Annotated in this window: 19 protein-coding genes; 9 read left to right on the forward strand and 10 right to left on the reverse strand. The window is 59.5% G+C overall.

Annotation, left to right across the window (positions count from 1 at the left end):
- The first annotated feature begins 1 nt into the window (after position 1).
- Positions 2 to 1,213 (forward strand): cytochrome c biogenesis protein DipZ, encoded by a 1,212-nt coding sequence (locus EL257_RS10360; protein ID WP_126362234.1) that lies wholly within the window; start codon positions 2 to 4, stop codon positions 1,211 to 1,213.
- A 233-nt stretch (positions 1,214 to 1,446) separates the two neighbouring features.
- Positions 1,447 to 2,259: a class I SAM-dependent methyltransferase gene (locus tag EL257_RS10365; RefSeq protein WP_126362237.1), complete on the forward strand. Its 813-nt coding sequence runs from the start codon at positions 1,447 to 1,449 to the stop codon at positions 2,257 to 2,259.
- A gap of 145 nt (positions 2,260 to 2,404) precedes the next feature.
- On the opposite strand, the gene pcsA is transcribed toward EL257_RS10365, so the two are convergent.
- The gene (pcsA, locus tag EL257_RS10370) at positions 2,405 to 3,127 is read right to left on the reverse strand and encodes a phosphatidylcholine synthase (protein WP_126362238.1); all 723 of its coding nucleotides are present in this window, start codon (positions 3,125 to 3,127) and stop codon (positions 2,405 to 2,407) included.
- A 258-nt stretch (positions 3,128 to 3,385) separates the two neighbouring features.
- On the opposite strand from pcsA, the gene EL257_RS10375 reads away from it, so the two are divergent.
- The gene (locus EL257_RS10375; protein WP_126362240.1) at positions 3,386 to 4,147 is read left to right on the forward strand and encodes a tellurite resistance TerB family protein; all 762 of its coding nucleotides are present in this window, start codon (positions 3,386 to 3,388) and stop codon (positions 4,145 to 4,147) included.
- A gap of 102 nt (positions 4,148 to 4,249) precedes the next feature.
- Here the strand turns inward: EL257_RS10375 and EL257_RS10380 are convergent, their stop codons facing one another.
- Positions 4,250 to 4,708: an REP-associated tyrosine transposase gene (locus EL257_RS10380; RefSeq protein WP_126362242.1), complete on the reverse strand. Its 459-nt coding sequence runs from the start codon at positions 4,706 to 4,708 to the stop codon at positions 4,250 to 4,252.
- 472 nt (positions 4,709 to 5,180) lie between these two features.
- Between EL257_RS10380 and EL257_RS10385 the strand changes: the two genes are divergently transcribed.
- Genes EL257_RS10385 through ligD form a run of 3 tightly spaced genes read left to right on the forward strand, consistent with a single transcriptional unit; the run spans position 5,181 to position 10,235 of the window.
- Positions 5,181 to 6,557 carry an iron-containing redox enzyme family protein gene (locus EL257_RS10385; RefSeq protein ID WP_126362244.1) on the forward strand — a complete coding sequence of 459 codons (1,377 nt, stop codon included), beginning with the start codon at positions 5,181 to 5,183 and terminating at the stop codon, positions 6,555 to 6,557.
- A 10-nt stretch (positions 6,558 to 6,567) separates the two neighbouring features.
- Positions 6,568 to 7,521: a methyltransferase gene (locus tag EL257_RS10390; RefSeq protein WP_126362246.1), complete on the forward strand. Its 954-nt coding sequence runs from the start codon at positions 6,568 to 6,570 to the stop codon at positions 7,519 to 7,521.
- A gap of 17 nt (positions 7,522 to 7,538) precedes the next feature.
- Complete coding sequence (gene ligD / locus EL257_RS10395) at positions 7,539 to 10,235, forward strand: DNA ligase D (protein WP_126362248.1); 2,697 nt, start codon at positions 7,539 to 7,541, stop codon at positions 10,233 to 10,235.
- Here the strand turns inward: ligD and EL257_RS10400 are convergent, their stop codons facing one another.
- From EL257_RS10400 to EL257_RS10415, 4 genes are all read right to left on the reverse strand, one after another.
- Complete coding sequence (locus EL257_RS10400; RefSeq protein ID WP_172604466.1) at positions 10,236 to 10,637, reverse strand: hypothetical protein; 402 nt, start codon at positions 10,635 to 10,637, stop codon at positions 10,236 to 10,238.
- A gap of 80 nt (positions 10,638 to 10,717) precedes the next feature.
- Positions 10,718 to 11,032 (reverse strand): DUF2388 domain-containing protein, encoded by a 315-nt coding sequence (locus tag EL257_RS10405; RefSeq protein ID WP_126362252.1) that lies wholly within the window; start codon positions 11,030 to 11,032, stop codon positions 10,718 to 10,720.
- A 159-nt stretch (positions 11,033 to 11,191) separates the two neighbouring features.
- Positions 11,192 to 11,713 carry a superoxide dismutase family protein gene (gene sodC, locus EL257_RS10410; protein ID WP_126362254.1) on the reverse strand — a complete coding sequence of 174 codons (522 nt, stop codon included), beginning with the start codon at positions 11,711 to 11,713 and terminating at the stop codon, positions 11,192 to 11,194.
- A gap of 251 nt (positions 11,714 to 11,964) precedes the next feature.
- On the reverse strand, positions 11,965 to 12,396 hold the full coding sequence (locus tag EL257_RS10415; protein WP_126362255.1) for a nuclear transport factor 2 family protein: 432 nt from the start codon (positions 12,394 to 12,396) through the stop codon (positions 11,965 to 11,967).
- A 653-nt stretch (positions 12,397 to 13,049) separates the two neighbouring features.
- On the opposite strand from EL257_RS10415, the gene mqo reads away from it, so the two are divergent.
- On the forward strand, positions 13,050 to 14,693 hold the full coding sequence (gene mqo / locus EL257_RS10420; RefSeq protein WP_126362257.1) for a malate dehydrogenase (quinone): 1,644 nt from the start codon (positions 13,050 to 13,052) through the stop codon (positions 14,691 to 14,693).
- Between the two features lie 253 nt (positions 14,694 to 14,946).
- Here the strand turns inward: mqo and EL257_RS10425 are convergent, their stop codons facing one another.
- Positions 14,947 to 15,375: a nuclear transport factor 2 family protein gene (locus tag EL257_RS10425; RefSeq protein ID WP_126362259.1), complete on the reverse strand. Its 429-nt coding sequence runs from the start codon at positions 15,373 to 15,375 to the stop codon at positions 14,947 to 14,949.
- Positions 15,376 to 15,421: 46 nt separating this feature from the next.
- On the reverse strand, positions 15,422 to 15,574 hold the full coding sequence (locus tag EL257_RS27725) for a hypothetical protein (RefSeq protein WP_172604467.1): 153 nt from the start codon (positions 15,572 to 15,574) through the stop codon (positions 15,422 to 15,424).
- 286 nt (positions 15,575 to 15,860) lie between these two features.
- Here EL257_RS27725 and EL257_RS10435 point away from each other — a divergent pair, with 286 nt between their 5' ends.
- Positions 15,861 to 16,625 (forward strand): OBAP family protein, encoded by a 765-nt coding sequence (locus tag EL257_RS10435; protein WP_232013101.1) that lies wholly within the window; start codon positions 15,861 to 15,863, stop codon positions 16,623 to 16,625.
- A 140-nt stretch (positions 16,626 to 16,765) separates the two neighbouring features.
- On the opposite strand, the gene EL257_RS10440 is transcribed toward EL257_RS10435, so the two are convergent.
- Complete coding sequence (locus EL257_RS10440) at positions 16,766 to 17,536, reverse strand: alpha/beta hydrolase (RefSeq protein ID WP_126362263.1); 771 nt, start codon at positions 17,534 to 17,536, stop codon at positions 16,766 to 16,768.
- 112 nt (positions 17,537 to 17,648) lie between these two features.
- On the opposite strand from EL257_RS10440, the gene EL257_RS10445 reads away from it, so the two are divergent.
- Positions 17,649 to 18,593 (forward strand): aldo/keto reductase, encoded by a 945-nt coding sequence (locus EL257_RS10445; protein WP_172604468.1) that lies wholly within the window; start codon positions 17,649 to 17,651, stop codon positions 18,591 to 18,593.
- Between the two features lie 6 nt (positions 18,594 to 18,599).
- Here EL257_RS10445 and EL257_RS10450 read toward each other — a convergent pair whose 3' ends face one another.
- On the reverse strand, positions 18,600 to 19,493 hold the full coding sequence (locus EL257_RS10450; RefSeq protein ID WP_126362266.1) for a LysR family transcriptional regulator: 894 nt from the start codon (positions 19,491 to 19,493) through the stop codon (positions 18,600 to 18,602).
- Positions 19,494 to 19,585 lie beyond the last annotated feature (92 nt).

The raw sequence follows: 19,585 nt of genomic DNA on the forward strand, positions 1-19,585 counted from the left end.
TATGTACCTCATCGCGTTTCTCGGCGGTCTGCTGACCGTTCTCAGTCCCTGCATCCTGCCGGTGGTGCCATTTCTGTTCGCTGGCGCCAACCGCACCCGAACTTCGATCTTCCTGACGCTGGGCGGCATGGCGCTGACCTTTGCATTGATCTCCAGCCTCGCCGTGGTCAGCAGCGAGTGGGTCATTCAGGCCAGCAACACCGGTCGCCATGTGGCGCTGATCGTCATGGCGCTGTTTGCCTTGTCGCTGATCTCGGCCCGTGTCGGTGACTGGCTGACCCGGCCCTTGGTGGCGCTGGGCAACCGTCTCGACCAGAACACCCGCAAACGCGCAGGGCCCTTGGGCCCGATCATGCTTGGCGTGGCTACCGGTCTGCTCTGGGCACCCTGCGCCGGACCGATTCTCGGGGTGATTCTGACTGGCGCAATGCTGCAAGGCGCCAACGCGCAGACCAGTTTGTTGCTGTTGGCGTATGGCGCCGGCAGTGCCTTGTCGCTGGGCACGCTGATCTTCGCCGGGCGCGGTCTGGTCAATCGGCTGAAACCGTCGATTCCGTTCACCGGTTGGTTGCGTCGCGGTGCGGGGGTCGCGGTGCTTGCCACCGTGGCGGTGATTTCGACGGGGGCGGACAAAACCCTGCTCGCCAGCACGTCATCCGAAGGCGTCGCCAGCGTCGAGAAGAATGTGTTGGAGAACGTACCGAAAGTGGTCGATTACTTTGTCAGCAAGGTCCGCGCCGATTCGATGCTGGACCCGGCCCAAGGCGCAATGCCGTCGCTGGCGGGGGCGGTGCAATGGCTCAACTCACCAGAGCTGAACGCCGAGTCCCTGCGCGGAAAAGTCGTGCTGGTGGATTTCTGGACCTATGACTGCATCAACTGCCAGCACACTCTGCCGTATGTCAAAGAATGGGCGAAGAAATACGCGAAGGACGGCCTGGTGGTGATCGGCGTGCACACCCCCGAGTACGGCTACGAGCGGATCATCGACAACGTCAAGGATCAGGTGAAAAAACTCGGCATCACCTATCCCGTGGCGATCGATAACAACTACGCGATCTGGCGCAACTTCGACAATCAGTACTGGCCCGCGCATTACCTGATCGATGCCAAGGGCCAAATGCGTTCCAGCCACTTCGGCGAAGGAAGCTATGACGCGAAGGAGCAGATGATCAAGCAATTGCTGGAGGAGGCGAAAGCGCCCGCGGCTTGACCGGCGATGTGTTGCAACGGCTTTACAAATCCCCGCCACTCATCGGCAAAGCCGCTGTTTTCGCTGCTCGCCGGACGATCGGCGGGGACGCCGACCGGACTCGGCGCGATAGTGGTAGAGCAGGGTGATTGTCGACTCTGTCGCATAACAAGAGGTCGCCACGGCGGCGGCAATTGAATGGTCCGACCGCCACCGAATGATGACCGACCCCACCTCTAGCGGAGCGCACATGCATGAGTACGCCGATTGATCTCATTGCCTTGAAGGAACGCCAGAAAGTCGCCTGGGCCAGTGGCGATTACGCCGTGATCGGCACGACCTTGCAGATCGTCGGCGAAACCCTCGCCGAAGCTTGCGATTTGCGCTGCGATGAAGAGGTGCTGGATGTCGCCGCCGGTAACGGCAATGCGACACTGGCGGCGGCCAGGCGCGGTTGCCAGGTGACCTCCACCGACTACGTCGCGGCCTTGCTGGAACGGGGCCAGGATCGCGCTCGGGCCGAACACCTCGACGTGACTTTCCAGGTCGCCGATGCCGAGGCGTTGCCGTTCCCGGATGAAAGTTATGACGCCGTGCTCTCGACGTTCGGCGTGATGTTCGCGCCGGATCAAGTCAGGGCGGCCAACGAGCTGGGGCGGGTCTGCCGCCGGGGTGGGCGCATCGGTCTGGCCAATTGGACCCCGGAAGGGTTTGTCGGGCAGATGTTCAAGACCCTCGGTGCTCACTTGCCACCGCCGGCAGGCGCGCAGCCGCCGTCGAACTGGGGCTCCGATGCATGGCTGCACAAGCACTTCGACGACCGCGATTTTCTCGTGCGGGTAACGCGGCGCGAATTCAATTTCCGGTATCGCTCAGCGGCGCATTTCATCGATATCTTTCGCCACTGGTACGGCCCCGTGCATAAGGCCTTTGCGGTGCTGTCGCCGGAAGTGGGGCAGGCGCTGGAGAGTGATTTGACGCAACTGCTCGAACGCATGAATCGGGCGGGGGAGGAATCGCTGGTGGTGCCGAGTGAGTATCTGGAAGTGGTGATTACCAAGCGCTGAAAGACCTTGTATTCACGCTCAGTGCCACTCCCTGCGGGAGCTGGCTTGCCAGCGATGACGGAGTGTCAGCCAACTACCTTTTGGCTGGTCTGGCGCTATCGCTGGCAAGCCAGCTCCCACAGGTTATTTGTGGCGTCCTTAAGGCCTATTTCAAATGGGCGCGATCAAACCACTCCAGCGCCGTGCGCCAGATGCAGATCCCCAGAAAATATGCCGACATCAACAACCACAGGCCCATCACCAGTGGATTGATCACCGGGTGATTGAGCACCAGCGACAAACTGCACAGCAGCCAGATCGCCGTCACCGCAATGTTGATCGGCATGAACCGCCGCACGCGGAACGGGTGCAGGAATTTCATGCGCGTCACGGTCAGCAATGCCAGGCCGATCACGGTGAGAAACGTGATCCATGGCCCTGGGCCAATGATGTACAGACACAGCGCGACAACATTCCACGCGGCCGGAAAACCGACAAAATAGTTGTCCTTGCTCTTCATGTTGACGTTGCAGAAGCAGAACAGCGACGACACCAGAATCAGCGATACCGTTAGCAACAATGTGTAGTCGGGCAGCGGAATGTAGCGATAGATGAACAGTGCCGGAATGAACACGTACGTCAGGTAATCGATCACCAGATCGAGGACCGAACCGTCGAAACTCGGCAGGACCGATTGCACGTTGACCTTGCGCGCCAGTGCGCCGTCGAGGCCGTCGACGATCAATGCCACGCCCAGCCACATCAGGCAGTGGGTCGGCTGATTCTCGAGCAGGGCGAGGGTAGCCAGGAACGCGGTCACCACGCCGGTCGCGGTAAAGCCATGGGCGCCCCATGCTTTGAGCCTGGCAATGTGTACGGTCGAAATCACGGGAGCGTTCTCCAGATAGTGAAGCAAGCCGGTGTTCACCCTCAGTCGAAGGGTGCCGGCCAACCGGGTCGGGGTTGCAGCTATCGACCGGTCTGGCCGGGATAAGGTTCACCTACCCTGAATCTTAGCTGGCGAAAGAAAAAAATCGCGGCGCAGCCGGATCAAGCCCTTAAGTGTCGGCCAAACGGTGCTGGCGCTATGGCTTGAGCGGTCTATCGTTGCCTGACGCAGTCACCGCCTACGCTTGAGGATGACGTCATGAACACCAGCGATTTGCTCGAACAACTGTTACGCGGCCAGGCTTCGTCGGGACAACAACGGGGCGCCGCTGGCGGTGACGGCCTGGGCGGACTGGGCGGCTTGCTGGGCGGGTTGCTCGGTGGCGGAGGTTCGAACGTGGGCGGCGCTGGCTCTGGTGGCGGACTGGGCGGATTGCTCGGTGGGTTGCTTGGCGGCGGTGCGGGCGGCGGACTCGGCGGCGCTTTGGGAGGAGCGTTAGGCGGCGGTGGCGGCGCGCAACGCCGATCCGGAGGTGCCAACTACGCGGCCCTCGCGTCGCTGGGAATGATGGCGTACCAGGCCTATCAGGCCTGGCAACGCAGTCAGGCCAGCGCGGCCCCGCAACAGATGCTGCAAACCGCCGATCTGCTCGCCGGCCCCGAAGTCGAGCAACACAGCCACGCGGTACTGCGCGCGCTGATCGCTGCGGCCAAGGCAGACGGGCGTATCGATGACAGCGAAAAACAGCGGATCAGCAGCGAGATCGGCAAACACACCGAGGATCCGCAGTTGCAGCGTTGGCTGGATGCCGAAGTCGCCAAACCGCTGGATCCCTCTGAAGTAGCCGGCTCAGCGCAAGGCGACCCGGCCGTCGCAGCAGAAATGTACCTGGCCAGCGTGATGCTGATAAACGACCAGCAAGACGCCGAGCGCCGCTACCTGGACGAACTGGCGGCAGCGCTGCGCATCGATCCGGCATTGCAGGTGCATCTGGAACAGCAGGCCAAGGGCCAGGGCTGAAATCAAAAGATCGCAGCCTCCGGCAGCTCCTACAGTGAATCAGTGTAGGAGCTGCCGAAGGCTGCGATCTTTTGATCTTGATCTTGATCTTGATCTTACCCTTCAAATCCAAACCGCATCCCACAACGGATAATCGCCCAATCGCTCAACCAGCCCGGCCCGCAAAGGGTTCAAGACGATGTACCGGGCCGCGGCTTTGAGATCTTCATCTCGCCGCAGCGCCCGGTCGTGATATCCGCGTTGCCACATAGGACCCTGACGGCCAAGTTTCAGATTTATCGAGCGACAACTCCGCGTTTTCACCCGACACATCAGTTGCGCCAAGGAGCCTTGCTTGAGATCGACCAAACAATGGAAGTGATCCGGCATCACCACCCATGCCAGCGACTCGACCTTTCCCTCCTCGTCAGCAGTACGCATCTGTTCGACTAACAAACGTCCCAGTCGCCAGTCGGAAAACATCGGGCGCCGTTCCTGAATGACGGCAGTGAGCAAATAAATACGTCCGGCCTCGCTGAAACGGCCTTTCCTCAAACCACATCCCTTGGCAGCAACAGGCATTCCTTGCCCTCCAAAAATCTCCGTCCCCCAAACCTTAGCAATTCCTCTCACCAACGCGAATCCAATCCATTGCACGATGTAAAACTGTAGGAGCTGCCGAAGGCTGCGATCTTTTGATCTTAAAAAATCAAGATCAAAAGATCGCAGCCTCCGGCAGCTCCTACACCGATCTCCGTTAGGCTTGTCCTGAGCGGGCAAGGAAGAACTGCTAATGGCTGGCTCGACTAAAAGCGACGAAGCCAAACTGTAGGAGCTGCCGCAGGCTGCGATCTTTTGATCTTAAAAAATCAAGATCAAAAGATCGTCCGATCGCGGCCCGAGCCTTCGGCAGCTCCTACAGGAGGACATGCGGCGATAAACGGCCGTCCGTCAGGGCAATTTTCACGTGGATTGAATTTTTCAGCGGCGCGAGCCCTCTGCTTTGTAGAGGCGTATGAAACAGCGTCCTGCCAATCGACCGGGAAAAACTGCCATGACTGTCCTGACACGCCTGCAAACTGCGGCGAACCAGCCACAAGCGATCAATCCTGCCGGGAATCTTCGCGGCATTTATGAGGCCTTGCTCCGCGACGACGATGCCCAGGCGCTGGCGCATTCCTTTTTGCAGGAGCAACTGCAACACGCTGCCCAGATCAGCGACCCGCTGCCCAAGGATCCCGCGTCGTGGTATGCGTGGGTCGCCGAACATTGCACCGATGTTGCCGAGCAATATGGCCGCTATCTTGAACAGCGCAAGGCCGGCGGCCCTCGGCAGTTTTTCAGCTGCAAGGCGCAGGCGCTGTACTTTCTGCAAGCCGTGGCACCCACCAAACTGGTCGATGGCGCCTGGCTCTATGGCCTGACATCGCAGTGGCAGGATCCACGTTTCGCAGGCTTGCTCACTACCTATCTGGAAGAACTCGGCGACGGCAACCCGGCGCAAAACCATGTGGTGATCTATCGCAAGCTCCTTGCCGAGCACGACTTGCAGGACAGCACGGCCATCGCCGATGAACACTATCTGCAAGGCGCGGTGCAATTGGCGCTGGGCGTTGCCGGCATGGATTATCTGCCGGAAGTGATCGGCTATAACCTCGGCTACGAACAACTGCCGCTGCACCTGCTGATCAGCAGTTATGAGCTCACTGAACTGGGCATCGACCCTTACTATTTCACCTTGCATGTCACCATCGATAACGCCAGCACCGGTCATGCGCAAAAAGCAGTGCAAGCGGTCCTGGATCTGTTGCCGATCGAAGCCGATCGCGAGGAATTTTTGCGCCGTGTGTCGCTGGGTTATCGGCTCAACGATCTGGGGCAGGGCAGCCGCGCGATCATCGAAGGCTTTGACCTTGATCGCGAATTGCTGGCGATGTTCGAGCGCAAGCGTCCGTTCGGTCAGCACATGCATTCCGATTACTGCCGCTTCGAAGGGCAGACCGTCAATCAATGGCTGGCAACCCCTGAGCAACTGCCGGGGTTCCTGCAAGCCATGCAGAACAAAGGCTGGATCAAACGCGACGAAGACCCGCAGGCCAGTCGTTTCTGGCAACTGATCGCCGGCGATGGCGCGGCAATGTTCGGCGTGTTCAATGCCTATGAAAAACAGTTGGTGCACGACTGGATTGCCGGGGACTGGACGTCGCCGGATGCGCCCAAAGCGGCCCGTCGCCGCACGCAGATGGCCACGTCAATCGAGGTTCCCGAGCACGATCCCGATGTGCTGCAACTCAACGCTTCCCTGCAAGGCTTGGATGGCCCCGCGCAAATGTCGACCTTGATCCCCTGGCTCGCGCCGGACCGTCATGCGCATCCCGCCGGACTGCTGGCGACCCGACGCTTCATCGAACTCAAATCATCTCTGCCCTAAGGAAGTCCCCATGAATCAGGAAGAAAACCTGTCTGCCGATGATCGTGTGTTGCTGCAACTCGGGCGGCGATTGCACGCTGACGGCTACCGGTTCGTGACCCCGACGCCGTTGACGCACCAGCGCGTCAATCAGCGTGACGAGGGGCAGAAGTGCGATTCCCTGCGTGATGTGTTCGGCTGGTCTCGGCCATTCGAAGCGGGATTGTTGTCGAGCGACGAGCAACGCCAATTGCAGGATGCGCAGGTCATTGATGAATATCAGGGCCAGTTCAAGAGTCGGGTGCGCTGGTCGAGCCTGGATGATTTGCTGTTCGTGCATTCAGCGTTCCCCACCGACGCGGCGGATGCGGTTTTCTTTGGCCCGGACACTTATCGATTCGCGCAACTGATTCACGCGCATTTGCAGCAGAATTTCGCGCCCATCCGGCGCGCGGTGGACATCGGCTGCGGCGCTGGCGTCGGCGCGATCCTGATCGGTCGCGCACGCCGTGAAGCAGAAGTTTTGGCGCTGGACATCAATCCTGCGGCCCTGCGCCTGACGGCCATCAATGCAGCGCTGGCGGAAGTCGCCAACGTCGAAGCGCGTCACAGTGATCTGCTGCAAGGCGTCGATGGCGAGTTTGATCTGATCGTCGCCAACCCGCCCTACATGGCCGACCCCGCCGCGCGTGCCTATCGCCATGGCGGCGGGACATTGGGTGCCGGGTTATCGCTGCGGATCGTCGAGCAGGCGCTCAATCGTCTGTCGCCCGGCGGTTCGCTGCTGCTGTACACCGGCGTGGCCATGGTCGATGGCCACGATCCGTTTCTCGACACCGTCCTGCCGCGACTGGATGAAAAGCGCTTCGGCTGGACCTACCGCGAACTCGATCCCGATGTCTTCGGCGAAGAGCTGAGCAATCCTGGTTATCAACGGGTCGACCGAATTGCCGTGGTCGGGCTTACCGTAACTCGTATTGGCTAAAGCAAGGCAGGTGCGTGATGAGCAGAAACCTCGACGATTACAACCGCATGCGCGACTTTTCCGCGACCTCGGAACCGGCGGCGGTCAAACGCTCGGCGCGCCGGGCCGCGCAGGATCACGCGCTGCAGTTCTGCATCCAGAAGCACGATGCCTCGCACCTGCATTACGACTTTCGACTGGAATTGGATGGCGCGCTCAAGAGCTGGGCGGTGCCCAAAGGCCCCTCGCTCGATCCTAAAGTCAAACGCCTGGCCGTGCATGTCGAAGATCATCCACTGGATTACGCGACTTTCGAAGGCAGTATCCCGGAAGGCCATTACGGCGCCGGTGATGTGATTGTCTGGGATCGCGGCGTGTGGATTCCGCTGGAGGATCCGCAAAAAGCCTACGCCAAAGGCAGGCTGAAATTTGAATTGCAGGGCGAGAAACTCGGCGGCGTCTGGAATCTGGTGCGCACGCACATGCCGGGCAAGAAAGAGCAGTGGTTTCTGATCAAGCATCAGGACAATGCCGCGCGCCCGCAAGACGACTACGACGTGCTGGTCGCCGAGCCGGACAGTGTCTTGAGCGAACGCACCATTATCGCCAAGCACAAGCAATCGGCTGAGCAAAGCAAACCGGTCAAGAAACCTGTGAGCAAGGCCCGAAAGCCCGCCAGCGGCACTCTCACCGGCGCGCACAAGGCCAAACTGCCAGCGCAACTCAAGCCGGAACTGGCGACGCTGGTCGACAGTGCGCCCGAAGGGCAGTGGAGCTACGAGATCAAGTTCGACGGCTACCGGATCATGGCGCGCATCGATCATGATCAAGTGCAGCTGTTCACGCGCAATGGCCATGACTGGACGCATAAACTCCCGCAGCAGGCCGAAGCCCTGGCCGCGCTGGGCCTGGAGTCCGCCTGGCTCGACGGCGAGATGGTGGTCGCCAACGAACAAGGCGTACCGGATTTTCAAGCGCTGCAAAATGCCTTCGAGGTCGGACGCAGCGGCGGAATTCTCTATTACCTGTTCGACTTGCCATATCTCAACGGTGTCGACCTGCGCGAAGTGCCGGTCGAGGAGCGCCGCGCCGCGTTGTCGACCATTCTCGGTGCGCAGAAAAATCCGCTGCTGCGCTTCTCCGAGGCGTTCGATGAGACCCCGGATGCGCTGCTCAATAGCGCCTGCCAAATGCAAATGGAAGGGCTGATCGGCAAACGCCTCGGCTCGCCTTACGTGTCGCGCCGCAGTGGCGACTGGATCAAGCTCAAATGCAAACACCGGCAGGAATTCGTGATCGTCGGTTACACCGATCCGAAGGGCGCGCGCAGCTCGTTCGGTGCCTTGCTGCTCGGGCTGCATGATCGTGACAGCGGCGAATTGCGCTATGCGGGCAAGGTCGGCACCGGATTCAACGAGGCAACCTTGAAAAGCATTCTCGCGCAATTGAAACCGTTGCAGACCAAGAGCCCGGCGGTGGTCAATCCGCCCACCGGCTTCGACGCCAAAGGGGCGCACTGGTTGAAACCCAAGCTGTTGGCCGAGGTCGCGTTCGCGGAGATGACCAAGGATGGCTCGGTGCGTCATGCCGTGTTCCATGGTTTGCGCAACGACAAACCGGCCAAGGACATCACTGAGGAGCTAGCGAAGCCCGTGAAGACTTCGGAGAAGAAAACCGCTGAGAAAAAACCTGCGAATAAGGCTGCCACGACGAAGGACGCTGCGAGCAAAGCCTCGTCAACCAAAGCTGCGGCTACCAAAGCTGCGACAACCAAAACTGCTTCCACCAAAACCCCGACTACAAAAAACGCGACGAGCAAATCCGACGCTGCGCCTTCGCAGTTGGGCCTGGCCGGCGCCAAAGTGCGCATCAGCCACCCGGATCGAGTAATCGACGCGGTCAGCGGCACCACGAAAATGCAACTGGCCGAGTATTACGCCAGTGTCGCCGAGTGGATTCTGCCGCAACTCAATGAACGGCCGGTGGCGTTAGTGCGTGCGCCGGATGGCATCGCGGGCGAATTGTTTTTCCAGAAAAACGCCGAGCGCTTGGCGATCCCCGGCATCGAAACGCGGGACAAGGAACTGACGGGCCAACCGGTGATGCTGATCAACAAACCTGAGGCGCTGATCGGCGCGGTGCAGATGAGCACGGTCGAACTGCACACCTGGAATGGCACCACGGTTGACCTGGACAAACCGGACCGATTCGTTCTCGATCTCGACCCGGATCCGGCGCTGCCTTGGAAAAGCATGGTCGAAGCCACTGCGCTGACGTTGACCGTGCTGGATGAATTAGGCCTCAAGGCCTTTCTCAAGACCAGTGGCGGCAAGGGCATTCATCTCGTGGTGCCACTGACGCGCAAGTTGGGCTGGGACGAGGTCAAGGATTTCAGCCATGCGATTGTCAGCCACATGGCCAAGCTGTTGCCGGACCGCTTTTCTGCGGTGTCCGGGCCGAAAAATCGCGTCGGGCGGATCTTCATCGATTACCTGCGCAACGGCCTTGGCGCCACCACCATTTGTGCTTATTCAGCACGCACGCGTGAAGGTCTGCCTGTCTCAGTGCCGCTGTTTCGTGAAGAAGTGGCCGAGATCAAGGGCGGCAATCACTGGAACGTTCACAATGTCCACGAGCGCCTCGCCGAAGTTGGCGATGAACCTTGGGCCGACATGAAGAAAACCCGTCAGAGCATTACCGCAGAAATGCGCAAACGGGTCGGCATGAGAAAGTGATCAGGTGTCGCGCAGCAAGTCGTGGGCGTTGAGCAATTCGAAAGCGATGTGAGGGCGATTCTCCAGACCCCGGCGAATCGCCGCCGGAATCGCCGCACGGGTTTTGCGACACAGGCCGGGTAGTTCTTCGATCTGAATGGCGATGCCGCGCATTGTCCGCACTTCGTTGAAGCCGGGGGCGACATCGACGCGAATGCCCAACTGCTCGAACATGCGCTGCTGCAGGTGTTTGAGGTCTTCGAGATCCTTGAGCATTTCCAGCCGCGCGAGCAGGCGTTTTTCCTCCTCGCGGGTCAGACGCAGGATGCGCAGATCCGCGCCGGGGGTATCCAGCAACGGATCGCGCCCGCAAATGCAGGCGCCGGGTGGGCAGGGTGAGCGCAAGGGCACGGAGGTTGTCATGGCCTCCATCATAGAGGCCGGCTGACTGGTTTGCCTATGCGCGTTCAGCGGCCATCCATCGGCTGCCAATACCGTAAGCGCTACTGATTCAGGCCTTCGTACTGCACCAGAATCGCATTGGCGAGGTCGTTATCGCTGGCATTGATGCCCGGATTTTCCTGGCGAACCTGTTGCAGCACCGATTCAAGATAAACCCCACGAATGGTTCCGCCGCTGGCCACGAATGCAGACAAATCATCACGGGCCGGAATCACCATTTTGTGATCCTTGAAGGTCGAGTACAGCGACGCGGAGACACCGGCCGAAGTGGCGACGTCACCGGCATCGACATCGGCCAGCGCCGAACCGACCGGCAGGCATACGAGTAAAGAACAAACGAGCAAGGACTTGCGCATGACGGTGTTCCTCCACAGGCGCGAAAAGCAAAAGGGAAGTACTACATAATGTGAGAGGTGCGGGCGAAGCGGGAGTTCCGTGGTCGGTGAAACTCTGCGTGGCTGAGAACAGACGCGGGCAACGTCATCGGGTTTGCCCGGCCTGCATTGAGCAACCGGTCAGATGACACCGCAGGCCATACGATCACCGCCGCCACCCAATGGTTTCGGCATGTCCGAGTGGTTATCGCCACCGGCGTGAATCATCAAGGCGTGCCCCTTGATTTCGGAAATCTTCTTCAGTCGAGGTGCCAGCACCGGGTAGTTGGCGATACCGTCAGCGGTGACGTAAACCGCCGGCAAATCGCCGAGATGGCCATCGGCATAAGGGCCCAGGTGCTTGCCGGTTTTTTGCGGATCGAAGTGGCCGCCGGCGGCCAGCGCGGCGCCTTTCACGCCATCCTTCGTGCCGGCCTCGCAGCTGCCGTTTTCGTGAACATGAAAGCCGTGGATGCCGGCAGGCAGGGATTTCAGATCCGGGGTGAACAGCAGGCCATAGGCTGTTTCAGTCACGGTGACCGACCCGATCGCCTGTGGCGCGCCGTCGGCGCTGACCAGATTGACCGCGACTTTCTCCGTCGCTGCCTGAGCGGAGCCAATGGCGAAAGTACCGAGCAAGCCCAACCATAATGCGCGTTTCATAAACGTTTTCCTCTTTGGCCGTATGCGTTGCAGTTTCAGACGTGCCACGCAATCTGAAAGTTTTACCCGAGTAAGGATTCGCGCGGTCAAGACTTGCGTTAAGTGTTGCTGATTATTGCGGCTACGCCGTGGGCTGGCCTATCGGTGGCAGCATCCACACAACAAAAGATCGCAGGCTTCGCCAGCTCCTGCCGGGACTGGCATGTAGGAGCTGCCGCAGGCTGCGATCTTTTTGCCTCTACTTGCTGGAATCAGAACTTGAATGCCTGCCGCCCGACCAGCAGCCACTTGCCACCTTGTTTTTGCCAGATTTGAAAGTTCTCGATCTCCGTCGGCACGACCTCGGTCCCCTTCAACGCCTGGGCAGAAAAGTGATGGCGCACTAACGCGGTATCGCCGGACAGGGTGATGGTCTGCTTCTGCATTTCGAGGGTCTTGAACGCGCTGCGGCCGGTTTCGATGTCGGCGATGAATTCTTGCTTGTCCTGAATCTTGCCGCTGGAGTGACCGTAAGTCAGGTTGGGCGCGGTGAGTGCATTCAGTTCGGCGATGTCTTTATGCAGCATCGCTTGAGTCAGGTGGTCGACGGCTTGGGCGACGTCTTTTTCAGCCGGGGCAGGGGCGGCGAGCGCATAGCCGGAAAAAGCGCAGAGAAAACCGATGACGAGGCGCGACTTGGTCATGAGAGGTGCTTCCTTGTTTTTATGGATTGACGACTGACCGAGTTCATCAGTCATCGTACAACCTAGCAGATTAACCAAAGTTTGGCAGCGCGCTTTTTTCCATTGCACCGGTGGGGTGAATTTGCGGCGGGTTCATTACCGAATTGGCGGGGTCATGTTTGATTTTTGAAATGAAGATCAAAAGATCGCAGCGTTCCGCAGCTCCTACATGGGTGGGGGCGTCAGTGTTTGCGCGGTGTTGCTGCCGGCGCACGACATTATGTAGGAGCTGTCGAGTGCAACGAGGCTGCGATCTTTTGACCGTCGCCGGCCGATAATTCCCGGAGCGGGAAAAAGACTCTCGAGTCGGGAACAGACGCGCGGGTTTGCCGTGACGTGATATTCTGCGCGCCAACTTGTTTTGACCTAATTCGGTCGGCTCGCTTTCAGGCGCGCCGACGGGATCCCTGTCGCTCAAGTAGCTGAGCCAATAATGATAAGAAGTCAGTTCAGAAGGGACATTAACTGAGGTCGATGCAGCTTGTCGGCCTTGTGTGCCCACCCGTCAAAATTGAAGTGTGCCGGAATCTGCGACGCCAGCCTGAGCGTCACCAAAGCGGATCGCATACTGATAACAGCGGCGGGCGGAAGGCGTTTTATCATAGGTGCAACAGATGTTTAAGAAAGTGAACACAGCCTTGCTCGGTCTGGCTTTGGCGATGGGGATGTCGTCCGCCAATGCTGCCGAAGCAAAGAAAGTTGACGTCCTGCTGATCGGCGGCGGCATCATGAGCACCACCCTAGGTGTGTGGATCAATGAGCTGGAACCGACCTGGTCGATGGAAATGGTCGAGCGCCTCGACGGCGTCGCCCTCGAAAGCTCCAATGGCTGGAACAACGCCGGTACCGGTCACTCGGCTCTGGCCGAGCTGAACTACACCCCGGAAGACGACAAAGGCAACGTGACGATCCCGAAAGCCGTCGAGATCAACGAAGCGTTTCAGGTCTCGCGTCAGTTCTGGGCCTGGCAGGTTCAGCAGGGCGTTCTGAAAAACCCTCGCTCGTTCATCAACACCACGCCGCACATGAGCTTCGTCTGGGGCGACGACAACATCAAGTTCCTGAAAAAGCGCTACGAAGCCCTGCAAGCGAGCCCGCTGTTCGCTGGCATGCAGTACTCCGAAGATCCGGCTGTGATCAAGAAGTGGGTTCCGCTGATGATGGAAGGGCGTGACCCGAACCAGAAAATCGCGGCCACCTGGAGCCCGCTGGGTACCGACATGAACTTCGGCGAAATCACCCGCCAGTTCGCCGCGCACCTGCAGACCAAGCCTAACTTCGATCTGAAACTGTCGAGCGAAGTCGAAGACATCACCAAGAATGCCGATGGCACTTGGCGCGTCAGCTACAAAAACCTCAAAGATGGCAGCAAAACCGAAACCGACGCCAAGTTCGTCTTCATCGGTGCGGGGGGCGGTGCGCTGCACTTGCTGCAGAAGTCCGGCATTCCTGAAGCCAAGGAATACGCTGGCTTCCCGGTCGGTGGTTCGTTCCTGGTGACCGATAACCCGACCATCGCTGAACAGCACTTGGCCAAGGCCTACGGTAAAGCTTCGGTGGGCGCTCCGCCGATGTCGGTTCCGCACCTGGACACCCGTGTTCTGGACGGCAAGCGCGTCATTCTGTTTGGCCCATTCGCGACCTTCAGCACCAAGTTCCTCAAAGAAGGCTCGTACCTGGACCTGCTGACCAGCACCACCACCCACAACATCTGGCCTATGACCAAGGTTGGCATCAAGGAGTACCCGCTGGTCGAGTACCTCGCTGGCCAACTGATGCTGTCGGATGAAGACCGTCTGGACGCGCTGAAGGAATACTTCCCGAACGCCAAAGCCGAAGACTGGCGCCTGTGGCAAGCCGGCCAGCGCGTGCAAATCATCAAGCGTGATGAAGCCGCTGGCGGCGTGCTGAAACTGGGCACCGAAATCGTCGCTTCGCAAGACGGCTCCATTGCTGGCCTGCTGGGCGCTTCGCCAGGCGCGTCGACCGCTGCACCGATCATGCTGAGCGTGCTGCAGAAAGTCTTCAAAGACAAAGTCGCAACGCCTGAATGGCAAACCAAGCTGCATCAGATCGTGCCGAGCTACGGCACGCAGCTGAACAGCGATCCGGCCAAAGTGGCTGCAGAGTGGGCTTACACCGCCAAGATCCTCGAACTGCCGACTCCGCCAGTGATCGGTCAGGTAGCTGCTCCAGCAGCCGCAGCGGAAAAAGCTGTGGCGCCGAAGGAAAGTGCTGCACGTGACATGGCTCTGTAACTAAACCCATGCCACACAAAACCCACTGAACCGGCGACGGTCAGTGGGTTTTTTTACGCACGGAACCAAGGGCCTGTTCGCACAAACTGTACGATCTGTACGATCTGTGCGATCTGTACGATCTGTACGACCTGTAGGATCTGTAGGAGCTGACGAGTGCAACGAGGCTGCGATCTTTTGATCTTGACGTTTTAAAAAGATCGCAGCCTCGTTGCACTCGTCAGCTCCTACACTTCTACGCTTGCCGTTGAACTCAGGCTTTTGCGGACGCCAGATAGGCGCCGAGGCGTTGGCCCATTTCTGCTCCCAAGGCTTGCAACCCGCTTAGCGGCCGCACCATCACTTCGAATTCGACAATCTTGCCGTGTTCATCGAAGCGAATCATGTCGATGCCTTTGAGTTCTTTCGAGCCTACCTTGGCGCTGAATTCCAGAATCACGTTCAGGCCATCCGCAGTTGCCAGTTCGCGGTGATATTCGAAGTCTTCGAACACGTTGAACACGGTATTCAGAATCATCGACACCACCGGCGCGCCGAGATATGGCGTGTGGGCCATGGGCGAGCGGAACACCGCTTGCGGATCGAGCAACTCGGGCAGGGCGTTCAGGTTGCCGGTGCGGATCATCGCGTGCCAGCGGTTCAGCGATTCGGCCACATTAGGTTGCAGATTCAGGTCAGTCATTTGCGCTCCAGGTTTTTGTTGTTCTGGTGATGGCAATGACTCTAGATCAAACCCGATGAATGTGAATTTTCATGATCAGGCTGAATATCCACGCATCGCTCAAGCAGATCAGTTGCGCATCTGATCCGTATTTTTCTTTTGAATCTGCCGCTGTTACCGGTGCAGTCAACCGCTCAAAATGGCCCCGCAGTGCGGTCATTCGCGGCAATCCTTCATTCCGAAGTGCCCGATGCGCTGCAAGCTCAGCATCAAGGAGAGCTACATGAACAAGATGGCGATTTTTCTCGGTGGATTTCTGGCGTTGACCATTTTGATCGGCTTGCTCGCGACCATCTCTCCGGTCTGACCCGCACGCAGCTTTTTCGAACTCTGCGGTGCTCCTGCTTTCAGTTGCAGAACAGGGCCAGCACGCCCGCCACTGAACGTTTGAGGAGAGAATCATGCCTAATCCAGCCTCGCAGGGACGTTGGGTTTCCGTCGGTTTGATGGTTGCCGCGTTGGCCGGTTGCGCGATGAGCAACACCGATTCGCCGGTGCAGACGCCGGGGCAGGCCAAGGCCTCCGACACGGAAATGCTCGAGGTCGGCGCGCAATGGCTGCAGGACAAGCCGCCGATCCGCGCGTTGAACATGTACCTGGATGGCTTCCACTTTTATAACGGCCATCCCGGCGCGCAGATGGAAGCGCATCATTACTGCTCGGTGCTGAACGAAGAAGTTTTCCAGTGTGTGATCTACGACGGCAACGCCGCGCAAGCGAAGTTGATGGGTGTGGAATACATCATCAGCCAACGGCTGTTCAGCCAATTGCCGGCGAAGGAAAGAGCCCTGTGGCACAGCCATGCGCACGAAGTCACTTCGGGCCAGTTGATCGCGCCGGGCATCCCGCAAGTGGCGGAACACCGCTTGATGGAAAAACTCGCCAACACCTACGGCAAGACCTGGCACACCTGGCACACCGATCAGGACAAACAACTGCCGCTGGGCGTCCCGCAGTTGATGATGGGCTTTACCGCTGACGGTCAGGCGCATGCGCAAATGGTTCGCCAGCGCGATCAGCGGCTGGGCGTCGACAGCGCCGAGAAGAAGAAGGACCGCGCCGACATCCAACCAGCGCCCGTCGCGCCAGGGGCTGACGCCTGGCAGAAAGGCAATGTCGTGCAGCTCAACGACCCGACCGGGCATCAACATGTCATGCCGCGCCCGGCGACACCGAGCGATGAAAATGCCCGCGGTGGCAGTCAGCCGTAGCCGCTTTCGTGAGCAGGCTCACTCCCACAAGGGTTCGGTGTGCTAGAACCTGTGGGAGCGAGCCTGCTCGCGAATGCGGTATATCAGAAACCAATAGATCGTCCAGCAGGCTCACCCCAATAGGTTCAAGCCTCAATAACTCAGCGATTCAACACATCCCCCAGCCACCGCAAATATTCCCCGCGCGCGGAAATCGAGTTGTGCCCCGAATCCGGCACGACCTTCAGCGTCGCTACGCCTTGAGGAAAGCTTTCAAACAACCGCTGCGTACTGCTGCGTCCAATCACCTCGTCATCGCTCGCCGCCAACAGCAACGTGGGTATGCGGATGTGCGCCGCGTATTTGCCCGATTCGAAACGATCCTTGAGCAACCACTTCACCGGCACCCACGGATATTGCCTCACGGCGATTTCCTCGAGGCTGTTGAACGGCGTTACCAGCAGCAGATTCTGCACCGGCCGCTGACTGGCCAGACGCACCGCCACGCCCGAGCCGAGACTGCGCCCGATCAGCGCAATCTGCGGATGGCTGGCGTAGACCTGATCGAACAGCGCCAGCGCATCTTCCGCAATTGCGGCTTCCGAGGGCGCGCCCGTGCTGCCACCAAAGCCGCGGTAATGCAGAAAATACAATGCGTAATCGGGAAACGCCTCGGCAAACTCCGGCAGATTGCGCGCCACATCTTCGGCATTGCCGCCGAAATAAATCAGCGCCCGCGCGCCTGCGTGTTCGCGCACGGTCACCCAAACGTCGGCGTCCGGCATCGACAGCTTAAAACGCGAGTGCGCAGAAACCACGGCGGCAGGCTGCGGAAAATAGATCAGCGAACGTTGAAACACGAACAGTGCCGCGCACAACGCCAGGTACACGGCAACGATGAAAACGACGAGTGACATCAGGGTTCGGGACATTCGGCTACTTTTAACGGTGTAAGTGGATTCGCAGTCGCAGTGTAGTTGAGCATTTTTGCCGGACGACCCGAACACACAACATGCAACAGATCGCCGCAACAGGGGAGCCCGCATGAGCCACACTGAAGGTTATTCCCGTCGCCGACTGCTCTCGCTGGCTGCCGGGGTTTCGGCGGTCTTCACCTTGAATCGGGCGTTGGCTACCGCCACGTCATCGCCTACCCATCGAGGCCAAACCATGCAGACCCGCGCCATCCCTTCCAGCTCCGAGTCGCTGCCCCTGGTCGGTCTGGGCACTTATCGTGGTTTCGATGTCGCACCGGGCGATCCGGTTTACCGGCAATTGCCAGCCGTGCTCGATGAGCTATTCAGCAAGGGCGGCACGCTGATCGACAGCTCGCCCATGTATGGCCGCGCCGAACAGACCACCGGTGAATTGCTCTCGATCCACGAACCACGCTCGCCGGCGTTTCTGGCGACCAAAGTCTGGACGCGCGGGCGCGAAGAGGGCATCGCGCAGATGGAGCAGTCGTTCAGCCTGCTGCGCACCGAACGCATCGACCTGATGCAGATCCACAACCTGCTCGACTGGCAGACCCATCTGCCGACCTTGCGCGAATGGAAAGAACAGGGGCGCATTCGCTACATCGGCATCACCCATTACACGCCGTCGGCGTATGACGAAGTCGAAGCGGTGCTCAAGCATGAAAAAATCGACTTCCTGCAAATCAACTACGCGCTCGATGACCGAGGCGTGGAGAAGCGTATCCTGCCGCTGTGTCGCGAACGTGGCGTGGCGGTAATCTGCAACCGACCGTTTGGCGGCGGTGGCCTGCTCGCGCGGCTCAAAGGCAAACCGCTGCCAGCGTGGGTGTCGGATGTGCAGGTCAACAGTTGGCCGCAACTGGCGTTGAAATTTCTTCTCGCGCACCCGGCGGTGACGTGCGTGATTCCCGGGACCAGCAATCCGCGCTATATGGCTGACAACGTCAGGGCCGGGTTCGGGCCCATGCTGACTGATGCGCAGCGACATCAGTTGATTGCGTTGGTGGGCTGAATCGGCTCAAGAGCGATAACGTAGCGCCGCAAGTAACAACGCAAACGCCGGTGCTGCCTGGCGCCGGCTCGGGTAGTAGAGGTGATAGCCGGAAAACGACGGGCACCAATCATTCAGAACCTGCACCAGATGCCCATCGGCCAGATACGGCGCCACGACGTTTTCGGGAATGTAGCTGAGGCCGAAGCCGTCCAGCGCGGCGTCGAGCAGCGGGTAGACACCGTTCAGCGTGATCTGCCCGGCGACGCGAACCTTCAGGCTCTCACCGTCCTTTTCGAACTCCCATGAATAGAGCCCGCCATTGGTCGGCAGGCGCAGATTGTTGCAGGCGTGGTCGGTGAGGTCGCGTGGGGTTTGCGGGGCAGGGCGGCGGGCGAAATAGGCCGGTGCGCCAACCACCGCCATGCGCATGTCGGGGCCGATGCGTGTGGCGATCATGCCTTGGGCGACATCCTCGCCCAGGCGCACACCCGCATCGAAGCCTTGGCCGGCGATGTCGACGAAACCGTAATCGCAGCAGACCTCCACAGAGACGTCCGGGTATTGCGGCAAAAATTGCTGCAGCACCGGGCGCAGGATCCAGTTCAGTGAATGGTCGGTGGCGCTGATGCGGATCTTGCCGGCCGGGGTCTCGCGCAGGTTGCTTAGTGCGGCCAGCTCCACTTCGATTTCCTCGAAACGCGGGCCAATCGTTTGCAGCAGATGTTCGCCGGCCTCGGTCGGCGAAACGCTGCGCGTGGTGCGCGTCAGCAGACGCAGGCCGAGACGCGCTTCGAGGCTGCGGATGGTGTGACTGAGCGCCGACTGCGACACGCCGAGTTTCGCCGCGGCTTTGGTAAAGCTGCGCTCGCGTGCGACAGCGAGAAAGGCAAGCAGATCGGTGGCATTTTCCCGAAGCATTGATGAGTGTCCCGCATAAGTTTTTTTGAATTTTAGTCGATTATCTGAAGAGTGCGGAGCGCTAAAGTGCTTGCATCGTTTATTCGGAGACT

Source organism: Pseudomonas fluorescens (assembly GCF_900636825.1).
Taxonomy (GTDB): Bacteria; Pseudomonadota; Gammaproteobacteria; order Pseudomonadales; family Pseudomonadaceae; genus Aquipseudomonas; species Aquipseudomonas fluorescens_BG.